General features: G+C 61.0%; 8 protein-coding genes. 5 read left to right on the forward strand and 3 right to left on the reverse strand.

The window, feature by feature from the left end:
- Positions 1-66 precede the first annotated feature (66 nt).
- Positions 67-1,089: a hypothetical protein gene (locus BGE01nite_RS04485; protein ID WP_146849070.1), complete on the forward strand. Its 1,023-nt coding sequence runs from the start codon at positions 67-69 to the stop codon at positions 1,087-1,089.
- The gene (locus BGE01nite_RS04490) at positions 1,086-2,219 is read left to right on the forward strand and encodes a hypothetical protein (RefSeq protein WP_146849071.1); all 1,134 of its coding nucleotides are present in this window, start codon (positions 1,086-1,088) and stop codon (positions 2,217-2,219) included. The genes BGE01nite_RS04485 and BGE01nite_RS04490 overlap by 4 nt, the downstream gene beginning before the upstream one ends.
- A 112-nt stretch (positions 2,220-2,331) precedes the next feature.
- On the opposite strand, the gene BGE01nite_RS04495 is transcribed toward BGE01nite_RS04490, so the two are convergent.
- Together BGE01nite_RS04495 and BGE01nite_RS04500 are read right to left on the reverse strand one after the other, a co-directional pair.
- On the reverse strand, positions 2,332-7,131 hold the full coding sequence (locus BGE01nite_RS04495) for a choice-of-anchor D domain-containing protein (protein WP_146849072.1): 4,800 nt from the start codon (positions 7,129-7,131) through the stop codon (positions 2,332-2,334).
- 77 nt (positions 7,132-7,208) lie between these two features.
- A complete protein-coding gene (locus tag BGE01nite_RS04500) occupies positions 7,209-9,392 on the reverse strand; it encodes a DUF1549 and DUF1553 domain-containing protein (protein WP_146849073.1) in 2,184 nt (727 codons plus the stop codon).
- Positions 9,393-9,531: 139 nt separating this feature from the next.
- Between BGE01nite_RS04500 and BGE01nite_RS04505 the strand changes: the two genes are divergently transcribed.
- Complete coding sequence (locus BGE01nite_RS04505) at positions 9,532-10,317, forward strand: class I SAM-dependent methyltransferase (RefSeq protein ID WP_170266586.1); 786 nt, start codon at positions 9,532-9,534, stop codon at positions 10,315-10,317.
- Positions 10,318-10,395: 78 nt separating this feature from the next.
- On the opposite strand, the gene BGE01nite_RS04510 is transcribed toward BGE01nite_RS04505, so the two are convergent.
- Positions 10,396-11,328: a YHYH protein gene (locus BGE01nite_RS04510; protein WP_146849075.1), complete on the reverse strand. Its 933-nt coding sequence runs from the start codon at positions 11,326-11,328 to the stop codon at positions 10,396-10,398.
- A 140-nt stretch (positions 11,329-11,468) separates the two neighbouring features.
- On the opposite strand from BGE01nite_RS04510, the gene BGE01nite_RS04515 reads away from it, so the two are divergent.
- Together BGE01nite_RS04515 and BGE01nite_RS04520 are read left to right on the forward strand one after the other, a co-directional pair.
- A complete protein-coding gene (locus BGE01nite_RS04515) occupies positions 11,469-12,785 on the forward strand; it encodes a Trx7/PDZ domain-containing (seleno)protein (protein WP_146849076.1) in 1,317 nt (438 codons plus the stop codon).
- Between the two features lie 50 nt (positions 12,786-12,835).
- The gene (locus BGE01nite_RS04520; protein ID WP_146849077.1) at positions 12,836-14,605 is read left to right on the forward strand and encodes an ATP-binding cassette domain-containing protein; all 1,770 of its coding nucleotides are present in this window, start codon (positions 12,836-12,838) and stop codon (positions 14,603-14,605) included.
- The last annotated feature ends 7 nt before the right edge of the window (positions 14,606-14,612 follow it).

Genomic DNA, 14,612 nt, shown 5'->3' on the forward strand with positions numbered 1-14,612 from the left:
CCAGATCTGGCAACAAGGTCAAACCTCGACCCAAGGCGCTGCCGACTCGCACGTTGAAGCTCCTGAATGCCTTCCACCCTTCGAACCCTGCTCACCACTGCCTTATGCGCCATGCTGGGAGCGGTGATGGGAAGCTGGAAGCAGCCTGCGCAAAATCCAGAGTCTGCTAAATCATCTGAGGCCTCTCCTGCGCCCGCTGCCGTCACCTCAGTCAAGGAGTTGCCATCCAAACCACCGCCTTTTGTCAGTGTCACGGCCTCCATGGAGTGGGTGAAGCGGCAGATGGAGAAGGGGGATTTTGAGGCGGCGGAGCTGCTTTTTCGTCAGGAGGCGGGGCTGACGCTGGAGCAGCGGCTGGACATGGCGGAGCAACTGCTGCGGAACTACCGGCGCATGGAGCCGCGAGTGCTGGCGCGCCTTCTTCTCAGTCTGCCGGAGGGCGATGCCAGATCGAGGATGCTTAACCAATTATTCTTCCAATGGGCCTCCGATGATGCGGATGATGCGATGCGCTGTCTGGAGGGGATGCCTGCGGAGCAGTTGAAGAAATTCCCCCTGCACAACACGGGCCTGGGTCTCTCGCGTCTGCCGGCGGAACGGGTGCTGGCCTTTGCAGCCAAGCTGGATGACCGGGGGCGTGCTTTCCTTGCCGAGGGACTGGCCGGCTCTGTGGATGAGCTTGGCTCGTGGTCAAACACCTCGGCCATGCTGGCCGGACTCAATCTAAAGCCTGACGGAGAGGCTGTCTCGACCGAGTGGGTGCTCGCCGTGAACATGACCCGCCTTGCACCCGCGGAGGCCGAAGCGTACATCGCGGCGGAATCAGATCCCGCCAGGCGCGCTGAATTGCTCGGCGGCTATGCCTGGATCGCTGGCGTCGACGACCCAGTTCGAGGGATTCTGCTCGATGCGCAGATCGAATCTGGAAAGATGCGCGAAGGACATTTCCGGCGGCATGTGAACGCGTGGCTTTCCACGGATCGCGCTGCTGCGCTGGCCTGGCTGCGAGGTGATGAAGCAGCGCAGATCCTGAGTCCGGAGCAGCGTGCCGCGTTTTTCAGGAGCAACGGACTGGAGGTGGTGCGATGAAGCTTGTCTTCCAAGTGCTTCTGCATGGCCTGGCGGTCTGCGCGGGCTACTGGCTGGTCTCTGGCGAAGCTGCCCAGGCACCGGCCAGGGTGAAAGACACTGCGACCCATGCGAAGACTCTGGCAGTGACAGGCACGCAGGCTGCCAAAGCCTCTCCGGGCAAGCCGTCTGGAATAGAGTTGAACCCGCTGAGTCCGGAGACATGGCCGAATGAGATCGCCCTGATCCAGAAAATGTCCCAGTCAGAGCTTCCCGCCGCACTGCGGCGCTACTTGGGCTGTCGTTTCCCGGATGTCCGCTTGCGTCTGATGAGGTATCTGTTTGAGCGCTGGGCACTGCTGGATCGTGCGGGCGCCCTGGCGGCTCTGGAAGGCATTCCCTCACCGCAGATGAAGGACCGTGCGCTGCGCGCCATTCTGACCGAATGGGTGAAGGTGGATGAGGCGGCCGCCTGGCAGCATGTGGTCTCGATGAGCAAAGACACGGTGCTACAGGAGGCGGGCATCCAGTCGCTGCTCAGTCTATGCGCCGACAAAAGCCCAACCAACTATGTGGCATGGACGAAGGGGCTTGAGGATCCATTCCTGCGGGGAAAGGCGCTCGAATCCATCGCCGAGGCGTGGGCACGGAAGGATCCGAAGAGGGCGCTGGAGGCGGCCTTCATGGAGGAGAACCCTTATCTGCGAGAACAGCTTTTCGAGCTCGTCTCCCGCCACGGCAAGGCCGGGATTGACCCCGCCCAGGCGCTGGACCGGATTCTGCAACTGCCAGATCAGGCCGAGCGTGTGCGGGTGATGGAAGGCTGGGTGACCGTCTTCGCCAACACGCAGCCGGCGAACGCCTTGCACTGGCTCCAGCAGCATGCGAACCGCGCCGATCTCCAGGCTGCCAGCGGGATCATTGGCAAGGCGATGAGCGGGCAGACCAAGCTCGTCGCAGACATTCGCAATGCGGCCCTCAGCCTGCCGGAAGGACCGCTGCGGGATTCGTTTGCCGCGAGTGCTGCGGGTGCCTGGGCTTCGCGTGGGCACCACACTCCCGAGGCCGAGCAGATCCTGGCGCTCTCGGGACCTTGCATCGAGCGTGAGCATGCTGTTGTCGCCATTGAGACACATCGGAAGCCTCGGTGAAGGTCGTGCCACAAGTGCGTTGTTCACGCTTCAGCGTGGGATTGGAAGTTCATTGAACACGCTAAAGCGCGAACAACGTACGTTAGGCTCGCAGCTTGTCCCTCCTGAATCCTCAAGGGGTAAACTGGATGGCTCCGGAAATGGTTTCGTTGGAAGATGCGGTCGGGAGTGCGGGCACCAAAGTGTGTCCGGCTCCGATAGCGCCGCCGGTGCCGTGCGCCTGGCGCAGCACGCCGGAAATGGGGACCGTGCGCTTTTTGCCGGCATCCACGAGTTCAAAGCTGCCGCTGAAAACACCCGTGGCGGCGGTGATAGTGGCCGTCCATTTGGTTAGGTTGGCGGGCACCGTGACGGGTGAAGTGATGGTGACCTTGTTCGCGGCATTGAGCTTTGCCTCCAGGGGAAGATTGAGCAGGGATGCGCTGGCAAAGCCGCTGTGAGCCACGCCGAAGGTTCCGTCACCGGGCAGTCCGAGCAGGGAGGCGAGCGTCGCTGTCTTGCCCGGCACGATCCACGGATCCACCGTCACCCGCGTGAGCACCGGGCCGAAGTCATCGCGATAGGATTTATCCGCGGCACGGCCATCCTTGGCCCAGCACAGATCACAACCTGCGGACGCAGGAACATAAACACGGTTGGTTAGCTGGGGATGCTCCTCGAAGTCCAGCCAGCCTGCGAGGTAGCTGCCAGCACGCGCATAGGGCTGGGCGAAGAGCCGGTAACCCACATGCTCGTCCGGCAGAAGCGAGGCCGTGAGCGTGGTGCCGTCTGCCAGCTTCCCGGCAATCTTCAGCACCGCCTTGCTGTCAATCTTGGCCGTCGCGTGACCAGAGCCTGCGGGCACATCCGGCCCTGCAGGCAATGCTGGGGCCAGGATCATGGTATGCTCGCCCGCGAACAAAGTTTGCTGAGACGTTGCCGGCACCCATAGCCTCCGGCCTTCCGCCGTCTGCGCGGTGAGTGTGGAGTTGATGCGCAGTTCTGATTCGAAATCAGCTTTCAATGGCAGTTCAAAGGTCACCGCATAGGTGTTGCTGCCCTTGACGACAGGCTTGATGGAACCCGTGGCCTTTTCGTTTTCGGCATCCACCGTCAGCGTGCCGGTGAAGCTCAAGGGAGCGGGCTCTCCGGGCACAGTCAGCTTGCCGCTCAGCGTGGCGCTGCTGGCTGCGACAGCGAATTCCACCTTGGCCCCAGGCAGATGGTTGGTGCTCTCCAGCAGGGCTTCATACGGGCCTGCAAAGGTTTCCACGAAGAGGCTGCCATTCACATAGACAGGAAGGTAGTTGGTCAGAGCGGCACCAGTGGCCTTGATAGGATACACGCCGCCGGGGCTGGCGGTTTTCGCACTCGTGCTGAGCACAGGGCGCTTCGCGCCGGGCAGTGCAAAGGCGGAGTTCTCGGTGTCCTCACCGACAAAGCCCGCATATCTCACGGTGAGTGGTGGATTATCCTGGCCGATGAAGCGGCGATGACTGTCAGGGATCACCTGCAGCGGCACTTTGGCGATCACCAGGCTTCCCGTGAGCGTCTTGCCTCCGACGATGGCTTTCACGGCATACGTTCCGGCGTTCACGGGCGCTGTGGTCGTGGCGACTTTGTTCACCGTGTAGTGGAGCACGATCTCACCCGTGCCACCCAGCACTCGTGCCGCATGAGGCTCGCCATCATAGACATGCAGCAGATCCACCAGCCGGGCGGTGGAAGGTGCCAGCTCTACACGAAGGGTTTTGCTCACGACGGGCGCAGCCTTGTAGTTGTCATCACCCGGCTGGGTGGCGTTGATCTTCACGGTGCCCACGTCATTCAGAGTCAGCATATCACCATCGATGGTGGCTGGTCCGGAGGCGATGCTGAAGATGACTGGCAAACCTGAGCTGGCCTGAGCCGAAAGCACCACAGGTCCTTGGTTGGCATAGATGGCGGCCGGCAGGTTGAACGTGATCGTTTGAGCCATCTGGGCAGTCACGATGCCATGCCCCCGGATGGAAAAAGTGAACGGAGCGTGATCTCCCGCATCATTGCCGATGCTCACGGTCGCCTCATGCGCCCCCGCGGACTGCGGGTTGAAGGTGATCTGGAAGGTGGTGCTACTTCCGGCGGCGACAGAGGCGGAAGGCTGCGCCGTGATGCTGAAAGCTCCGGCACTATTGTCTGAAAGCACGATGGAACCCAAGGTCAGCGGTGTGGTGCCGAGACACTGCACGGTGAAGGTCCGGACACGGCTTTCCATCCCCACGGCCACCACACCGTGATCCGTGTGGTCATTCAATGAGGGAGTGGTGTCACTGCGGGCGATGTTGACACTGTTTCCTGAGACAGCGATTTGATGGTCAGTCCCGCTGCCCTGGATGTTGAAGACAAACGGGCTCTCATTCGCGTCACCGTTTGCCAGGCTTAGAGTGGCACTGCGGAGGCCGGTGGCACCCGGATCAAACATCACCTGGAAGGTCACACTATCTGCGGCGGGGACGCTCGAAGGAAGGGGGACGGAAACACTGAAATCATCGGCCTGAGGCCCGCTGAGGATAGGCTCTCCGAGTGTCAGCGGTGCGGTGCCGGTGTTTCGCACGGTGAAGGTGTGGAGGCTCTGCGCCCCAGCTACTGGGACGGCTCCATAGTCCGTGTGATCGGCGAGCGCCGGACTTATATCACCATTCGTGATGTAAGTGCCGTTTCCAGAGACAGCGATCTCGGTCGTGTGAGGCACTCGATAGATGTAGCCAGCGCCTGAGAGCGCGGCTTCCAGATTGGGAAAGGTGTTCATGCCCGTACCACTGTTGTCTTCTTCCGGAGCCGTCATGATAACCGTGTCCCCTGACACAGCGACTGCAGCGCCAAACCTGTCATCCTTATGACAGTTGTTGGCTTTCACATAGTTCTGCCAGCCCCAGGTGCCATTCGTCCGTTTAAAGACGCGGGCCGCGCCGCTGGCTGTTTGTCCGGGCGTGACGTAAGACCCACTGACCACAACCCCTTTGGCCTCGAAAGAGTCTCTTGGGATGCCCATGACTGCGGTGTCTCCAGACAGGCCGACGGAGTAGCCGCCCTGCACGTTCACTCCAGTGTAACCCGTCTTCAAAAATGCCTCCTGAGTCCATTGTGCGGAGTTCCGCACAAAGACATAGGCCGCGCCATTGCTGGGCGCGAGCTCATTCGTCGCGCCGTTGATCACGCCATTGCCCGTGTTCTCGTTAGGAGCGCCGACAATCAGCGAGTCTCCTGAAGCCGCCACTGCCCAACCAAATGCATCGGAGGCCCCGGCATTGCCAGCCTTGAGATAGGCCTGTTGTCCCCATGTTCCGCCAGAGCGTGTGAAGACGTAGGCAGCGCCGGCGTTGGCAGCATTCTCGTTGAAGGCAGCATTCACACCTGTGAGGCTGCTGTCCTCCTTGGGCGCGCCGATGACCACAGTGTCCTCGGACACCGCGACCGACCAGCCAAACTGATCTCCAGCACCTGTGTTGCCAGCTTTGAGATAGGCCTGCTGTATCCATGCACCATTGGCTTCGGCACGGCTGAAGATGTAAGCCGCTCCGGCGTCGGTCGCGTTGTTGTCGGGAGTGCCATTGACTCCCGTGGCGCTGCCGTCCTCGCCCCAGGCGCCCACCACCACCGTTTTTCCTGCCGCACCCACTGCGCTGCCAAACCGGTCATCGGCGCCAGGATGACTGGCTTTGAGGTAAGCTGCCTGGCTCCAGGCACCGGCGCTGCGGGTGAAGACATAGGCTGCTCCCGCATTCTCCGCGCTCTCATCTGGTGTGCCGGAAGCGCTGTCCTCAAAAGGTGCTCCAACAACAAGTGTGTCTCCTGAGATCGCCACCGCGTAGCCAAACTGGTCGTTAGCACCAGCATTGCCCGCTTTGAGATAGGCCTGCTGGGTCCATGCCCCCTGATCATAGACAAAGACGTAGGCCGCGCCTGAATCTGTGGCAGCCTCATCGGACGTGCTGTTCACGCCGGTGGAACTGCTGTCCTCAGCAGGGGCACCGACAACGACCGTGTTTCCCGAGACAGCGACGGAGTACCCCAATTTGTCTCCTGCTCCGGTGTTGTGAGCTTTGAAATAAGCCTGCTGAGCCACCTGGAAAGCTGTTTCATCAACCACATCCTCGATTGGAATCTCGAAGCTTCTCTCGAGGAAATTCTCAGGCTGCCCAGTCGGGCTGGCGCGGATACGCACAAAGTATCTGTTCTTCTGCTCATAGTCAGCCACGCCCTTCAGGCACAATCGGTTGCCTGAGATAACAAAAGCGGCGTTGTCAGTGTCCTGATACCCCGGCACGAGGGTGTAGGTGTAGAGCTCTCGGGAATACAGTGTGTAAGCTTCGCTCACAACCGTTCCAGGAAAATTGCCCTCGGTGAACCCGTGCTGGCCGGAGAGATAAAGGTTCTGGGGGGCAGGAGGTGGCACGACGCCGCGAATGCTGAATGAATAGGGATTCTCGTCCGAGTCATCATTACTGAAGTTAACACTGGCATTGTAAGGCCCGTTGCCCGGGGGAGTGATGCGGATCTCAAAGCTCGTGCTGCCGTTCGGAGGCACTGGAGAAACCGGCTGCTGGCTGATGCTGAAGAGTCCTGCATCAGGGCCCGCGAGGGTGACATTTCCCACCGTCAGTGGAGCTGTGCCGGTGTTATGTACGGTGAAGACGCGCCAGGACAGATCGTTGACGGTCATGAAAATCTCCGTGTTATCGTAGGGATTGGGAGTCGAGTCTCCGTTGACGATTTCCAGGCCGTTGTACGAGACCCTGATCTCGGGCGCGTCTGGCGCTTGAGAGTAAGAGGCTCCGGTCTGGAAAGTCATCGCGAGGCATGCCCACGCCAAAGCCTTCCGGAAATGAGAAGCGCAGTTGCGGCGGACTGCTGAAAGAACGGCGGGGAGGCGAGAATAAGCCGGAAGATGCATATACAATGTATTGCGGAGACTGCCCGGATTCTCTTTCGGGAGCAAGCCTAAAAGAAGTTAGGCCCCCAAAGCTCTGCCTAGTGGTTAAACACAAACTCGGCGGAGTTGATCAGGGCCCAGGCGAGGTCTTCGGTGGCGGTCTGGCGGGTGGCGCCGGGGGTGCTGAAGAACTTGAGCGCGGTCTGCAGCTCGGGGGCGCTGGGGAGACGGTTGTAGGTGGCGAGGTAGACTTCGTTCACCAACTTTGGTTCGGGCAGGTCGCTCTTCACCAGTTTGGAGATCTGGCCTTCCTTGCTGGCCAGCTTGGTTTGCAGGCTGTTGCTGTTCATGAGGTGCAGGGCCTGCACCACGCTGGGTTTGCGCTCGCGCTCGCAGGGGCACTCCTGGCTGGCATTGGGACGGCCGAAGGCATCGAGGAAATCACTGTCCAGCTTGTGGTTCCACGTCTGCACGGCGCGTGAGTTCGGCGGCAGGCCGCTGAAGCTGTCCCGCAGGCCGGTGACATCACTCACGGCATCCAGCAGCACCTCGGCGGCGAGACGCCGTTTGAGACCCCGGGAGTAGTTCTTCGTGTCCGTGACATTGGTTTCGTTAGGCTGCGTGCTGAGCTGGTAGGTGCGCGAGCTCACGATGGTGCGCATGAGATGCTTCAAGTCGTAACCATGCGCGGTGAAATCCGAGGCCAGCCACTCCAGCAGGGCTTCGTTCGTGGGCGGGTTCGAGACGCGGAAGTCATCCACGGGGTCCACGATGCCGCGGCCAAGGAAGTCTGACCAGATGCGGTTGACGATGGCCTTGGCAAAGAAGGGATTGCTGCTGGCCGCCATCCAGTCGGTGAGTGCCACACGCGGATCCTGACCTTCCACATAGGGCATCTCAGGGCCATCCGGTGGCTTCGGTGTCATGACCACATCCGTGATGGGATGGGTGACCTCGCCCTTGCCGCCATACCACCAGTATTCAGGCTCGCCGGAGATGGGGGCGGAGATGCCCTGGCCCTTGCGCTTCATCTGGCCAAAGAAGGCGGCGAGCTGGTAATAGTCCTCCTGCGTCCATTTTTCGCTCGGGTGATGGTGGCACTTCGCGCAGTCCAGGCGCACACCAAGGAAGATCTGGCTCACGAAGCCGCTGGTGTCCACGGGGTCGCGCTTGTCACGGAAAACGGCCACGGGTCCGTATTCATGGCTGCTGCCCTCGGCGGTGAGCAGCTCCTTGATCATCTGGTGATAGGGCTTGTTCTGGCGGAAGCTGTCGCGCAGCCAGGTGTCCAAAAGATACACGGGCTTCACACCGACGCGGGATGGATTCGGGCGGATGAGATCTCCCCACTTCACGGCCCAGTGATCGGCGTAATTGGAATCGTTCAGCAACTCGTCGACGATGCGCTCGCGCTTGTCACTGCGGGTGTCGGCGATGAAACGCTTTGCCATCTCGGCGGAGGGCAGTTTGCCGATCAAGTCCAGCGAGGCCCGACGCAGGAACTCCTCGTCCGCGCAGGTGGCGGAAGGCAGCAGGCCTAACTTTTGATGCTTTTCATGGACGAGGCGGTCGATCTCATTGTTCACCGGCAGCCTGGCATAGCGTTCGGCGGGGTAGCTTTTCTCCGCAGGCACGGTGATGCGCGCCACATCCACCAGACCCATGTAGCGCACCACGATCACGCCTTCGCCGCTGAGCGTGCCGACTTTGACATGGCCGTGCTCGTCCACGGCGGCCATCTCCTTGTCCTGGGAAAGATATTCGGTCATGTCCGTGACATCCCGTGTGCTGCCATCGGAATACTTGGCGGTGACCTTCAGGGCCTGCTCGGCGCTCTTCTTGTAGCTCTGCTCACGCGGTTCCACGGTCACGCTATCCAGCTTCGCCTCGTTTTCCAGCGCATAGGGAGCGCCCTGTTGAATCCATTGAAGCACTGTTTGGTAGGCCGCATCCTTCGGGTTCATGCGCGCGCCACCTTCATGCGGCACGGCACCGGTGGCCTTCTTCAGCAGCAGGCTTTCCTCCGGCGCGGAGAAAAGCACGCGCCGTCCGCGGTCATCGCGGATGATCTCGTAGTAGTCCAGTTTCGGGTCATAGCCGAACACGGAGAGCTTGAAGTTGTTTTGACCCTCGGGCTTTGCGTGGCAGTTGCCGGAAGCACAGCCTGCCTTCGTCAGCAGCGGCATCACATCATGCGCAAAACTCACCGGCCTGTCCGCAGCCGAAAGCGCCCCGGCGAAAACGCAGGAGGTCAGAAAGGCAATGGGCAGGCATCGTTGCACTGCAAACCTACGGCGTAGATGGGCTGATCTTGCCGATCCGGCCGCGTGATCTCCCCCAGGATGACTTTAGTATGTCATGTGCGCAGATATGCGATGGCGAGGATTGACAAAGGGCCGCGAAACACCTTTGACAGCCTCCATGCCCGAACAACGCGACTGGTATGACACGCCGCTCTACTACGACATCATCTTTGATGCCGACACGCCGCGTGAAGGCCGCTTTCTCGAAGGGGTTTATGATCTTCACGGCCCCGGCGGCAAGTCACGCCAGCTTCTCGAACCCGCCTGCGGCAGCGGCCGTTTGGTGCTGGAGATGGCGAAGCGTGGTTGGAAGGTCAGTGGCTTCGATGGCAATGCGCGCATGCTGGATTTTGCCCGCGAGCGTCTGAAGCGCGAAGGTCTGAAAGCTCGCATGTGGGAGGATTGGATGCAGAGCTTCACACTGCCGAAAGCCCAGGCCTTTGACTTCGCGCACTGCCTCGTCAGCAGCTTCAAATATCTGCATACGGAGCGTGATGCCGCCGCGTGCATCCAGCGTGTGGCGGACTGTCTGAAGCCTGGGGGACTCTTTGTGCTCGGCATTCATCTGACCGACTATGAAAGGAGTGAGGAAGAGCACGAGCGCTGGGCTGCGGAACGCGATGGCATTCGCGTCGTCTGCAACACGCACACCTGGGTCGCGGATCGCAAGACACGTCTCGAAAACCTGCGCACACGTCTGCAGATCACTCATGCAGGCCGCACGCATACCCAGGAGACGAAGTGGCAGTTCCGCACCTACAATGCTGCGCAGGTCCGTGCGCTGTTGAGGAAGGTGCCTTCTCTCAAGTTGGTGGAGTGCTACGATTTTACCTATGACATCTCGGAGCCGCGCAAGCTGGATGACAGCTACGCGGACATCGTGCTGGTGTTGAAGAAGGTCTGAAGGTTTTGTAGAAAGATTAGGGTGGAAAAATGAAAAGCCAGCTCACTCAGAGCTGGCTTCAAATGACTAGCTTTTTAGTTAGGCTCCGGGAGGAGGTCCGAACCCGGGAGGACCAAATCCAGGTGGGGGAGGTCCGAAGCCTGGAGGTGGCGGGCCCCCGGGGCCACCACGACGTCCGCGCCTTGGCGGACCGCCTCCCGGAGGTCCACCACGACCACCGCCGGGAGGGCCACCCTGTTTCATGAAGCTGCTGTCAGGCTCCCCACGCCACTGCCGGCCCATGTAGGGGAACTCCGCGGTGACCACGTAGTGATAAATGCCTTCCGGGTGATCGGGTGTCGGGCCCACGTGACCATTGCATTCGTCCAGATCTCCTGAGCGTGGCACATACTCATAGTCAGCGGTGAAGGTGCCGTCATAGGTGCCACCGGGACCGCGATTGCCGCTGGGGCGGGTGCCTTTCTTCAATTGATAGCTGGAGCGCTGCGTTTTTGCATCGCCGCCGGCATAGATGGGAAATCCGTCCGCCGCCCAGCCAATGTGAACCATCAAGCTGCCGCCACCACCGAGTCTGGCGATGAGGCCTGTGGGCAGTCCGTGATAGTGATAGACACCGCCCGGCTGCACGTGCGCATCGTTTTGATCCAGGCCGAGATTGATCTTGCCGCTCTTGGCCTCGTAGTTCCACTCGCGCATGCCATTCCAAAACTCCGCCGTGCCGGCTTCAAAGGGCACGCCATTCACCGCCACGCCAAAGAAGGCGCCGCGGGCCTCCTGAGGCCGCGTGGAGGCACGGGGCGTGAGGGGCATGCGAAACTCATGCTTCTGCGCCTCGATGGTGTGCGGATTGCCTGCATTAGGAAACTGGCCCGCCTCATGATCAGGAATGCCGTTGGACTGGATGATGCGCTTGCCATTGGCCTCGGTGATGCGCACTTGAGGGGCTTCCAGAGCCGTGGCGATGATGGCGAGACTGGACGCCAGAGTGGTGAGAACGGGACGCAGTTTCATGGTGGTGTAGAGGTGGGCGTGACGCAGCCTAACAACTCACGAAATGAGACGATGTCGCGACAGTTTACCGAGTCTTAACAAATCTTACAAACAGGCGAAGAAGCTTGCTGAAAGAGGGGCGTTTTGTCAGTCTGACCACCATGAAACGACTCCTCCTTTCCACCCTTGTTGCCTTCTCGTTGGCGCAGGCCGAATCCGTCAAAGATCGTGAAGGCGCTGTGCGTGCTGACAAGGCGCGGATGGAGCATGACAAACGCTGGGCGTATAACGATCTGGACAGCGCCTTCAAGCAGGCGCAGCTCACCGGAAAGCCGGTGCTGGTGGTTATGCGCTGCGTGCCCTGCCTGGCCTGCATGGGCCTGGACACGGCGGTGCTCATGGAGAGTGATTCTCTCTCTTCTTTGTTAGACCAGTTTGTCTGTGTGCGGGTGATGAATGCCAACTCTCTGGACCTCACAAAGTTCCAGTTCGACTACGATCTGTCCTTCTCCACGCTCTTCTTCAATGGTGATGGCACGGTATATGGCCGCTACGGCTCATGGACGCATCAGAAGAACTCGGCGGATCAAACTTTGGTAGGATACAAAAAGGCGCTGGAGGCCGCGTTGAGCGTCCACAAAGGTTATCCCGCGAACAAGGCTGAGCTCGCTCTCAAGCAACCGGCCCCCATTCCCTTTGTGAGTCCGACAGACATGCCGAAGCTGGCGGAGCGCTACAAGCGTGACCTGGACTGGAATGGCAAGGTGGTGGGCAGTTGCATCCACTGCCACATGGTGGGTGATGCCATGCGCACCTCGTATCGTGACAAGCGCAAGTCCGTGCCGGATGAGTGGGTTTTTCCCATGCCCGCGCCGGAGACCATCGGCATGAGTTTGGCCGGGGACCAGATCGCGCAGGTCAGCGCGGTCACGGCGGACAGCATCGCGGACAAAGCTGGCTTCAAGGCCGGAGATGAGATCATCAAGATGGCGGGACAGCCGCTGGTATCCGTGGCGGATGTGGCCTGGGTGCTGCATCGCACCGGTGAAAGCGCCAGGCATGAGGTGCTGGTGAAGCGCGGCGGTGAGGAGACCAAGCTCACGCTGGATCTGCCTGCAGGCTGGCGGAAAAAGACGGACACCTCGGGCCGTGCCTCCGCGTGGTCCCTGCGCGCGATGGCCGCGGGTGGTTTGAACATGCTCGACCTCACCGACGAGGAGCGGAAGCAGCGCAACCTCGGCACGGATGGCATGGCGCTTTGGGTGAAAGGACTCGGCATGCATGGGCCACATGCCGTGGCGAAGAATGCCGGTTTCATGAAGGATGATGTGCTGATTGAAGTGGGTGGACGCAGGGAGCGCATGACGGAGAGCCGCCTGCACGGCCATCTCATGCAGGACCACTTTAAAGGCGATGAGGTGCCGGTGAAGGTGCTGCGCGAGGGCAAGACCCTCGATCTCAGGCTGCCGATGCAGTGAGAGTGAGTTGTCAGTTGAGCGGGCGGCACATCCTGTGCTTTGGTGGCTGCATGCTTGATGTCCTGAATCTCTCCCATCTTCCTGCGAAGACGAAGTCATCCGCCGAGCCCGTGCTGCAAGGTGTGAGTCTTGCGGTGCCGCCGGGGCATGTGCTGGGCATCGTGGGAGCGGCAGGCAGCGGCAAGAGCACGCTCATCCGCCTGCTCGCAGGCCTGGAGCTGCCTGCCACGGGAACGATCCGCTTCCAGGGGCATGACACGGCGGTGGTGCCGGTGCATCCGAACCAGATCGCGCTGGTGGCGTCGACGGATGAAGGGCTTTCAGAAGTGCTCACGGTGCGTGAATCTCTCATGAGCGCGCATTTCCTGCGGGTGGGCGGCCAAACCAATGATGCTCGCACGGACCGTGTGTCTCATTTGCTCGTCGGTGTGGGGCTTGAGATGGTGGCCGCCCATCGTGTGAGCACGCTCAACCTGGCACAGCGGCGGCGTTTGAAGCTGGCTCTGGCCCTGGTGAGTGACGCGCCGCTGGTGCTCTGTGATGAGTTTGCGGACGGGCTGGACGTGAAGTCTGCGCAGGAGCTGACGGCCCTGCTGAAGTGGGTGGTCTCGGATCTGCCGGGCCGCATCGTCATCCATGCCAGCCAGACGCTGGGAAATCTGGCCTCTTATGATTCGGTGGTGGTGCTGCATGAGGGGCATGTGTGCTTTCATGGGCCGGCCCGGGCCGTGCCGCATTATTTCAGCATCACCACGGTGGAGGAGCTGTATCCACGCCTGGCCAAGCGGCCGGCGGACCGCTGGGGTGAGTCCTGGTCGCGCCACCGCGTGCAGTACTATGAAGCGTTCAAGCTGGGTGACTTGGGTGAGCCAGCGGAGGAAAAAGCCAGGGCCCAGCCGGGTGCGGAGGGCGATGATGATGGAACTGAGAATGTGGCCGCGCCTGAGCCTGAGGCACCCAAGCCTGCTTCCAAAGCCGAAGTCGATTATTCATCAGCCCTGCCTCTGCCGTCCTTCATGGCGCAGACCCTGCATCTGGTCCGCCGGCGCTGGACCCTGTGGCGGCGCGCACAACGTGAATGGCTGGAATATCTAGCCATGCTTTTGGTTGGGCCTTTGGTGGCGATGCTGCTCATGGCGCCGAACACCGGCTACATGTCAGAGATGCGGAACCAGAATCATCTCCCGGAGGTGCTCTGGCCGGCCGCCTACACCTGCGCCATGATCCTCTGGGTGCAGGTGCTGCTGTTCATGGTGGTGAGCCTGCGCCTCGCAGCGCGCGAGATCGCGGCTGAACGCGTGCTGTTTGAGCGCGAGCGCATTGCCGGACTGCGTGGTCTTGCGTATCTGGTGGCGAAGCTCGGCTTCCTCACGCCGCTGGTGATCGCCCAAGGTCTGGCGCTGGTGCTGCTGACAGATCTGATGGGCGGTCATCTGCCCGGGAATGATGGCATTCGTGTGGTGCTCCTGGTGCTCAGCGGCGTGGCCTTCGGCAGCCTGTGCCTGGCCATCTCCGCGTGGAGCCGTCATGTGGATCGCGCGCAAGCGAGTGCCTGGAAGCTCTGGGCAGCGAACGTGCTGCTGGCAGGGGCCATTCTAGGGTTCCCGCGCCCGGCTGGGTTTGTACTCCAGCCTTTCATCACGGCCTACTATGGCTGGTCAGGCAGTGTGGACACGCTCTCAGGCTCCGCTGTTTTCGAGCCGATGACTCACTTCGTTCGCACGTGGTTCGCCACGCCTCTGACGGCGGTGATCGCGCTGGTGGCGCATAGCGTCATTGGGATTGTGCTGGCGGGGTGGGGGCTGAAGAAGAGGAGGTAGTTCGGGA

Origin of the sequence: Prosthecobacter gellanilyticus (assembly GCF_007992435.1) — a bacterium.
In the GTDB taxonomy this organism is placed as follows: Bacteria; Verrucomicrobiota; Verrucomicrobiia; order Verrucomicrobiales; family Verrucomicrobiaceae; genus Prosthecobacter; species Prosthecobacter gellanilyticus.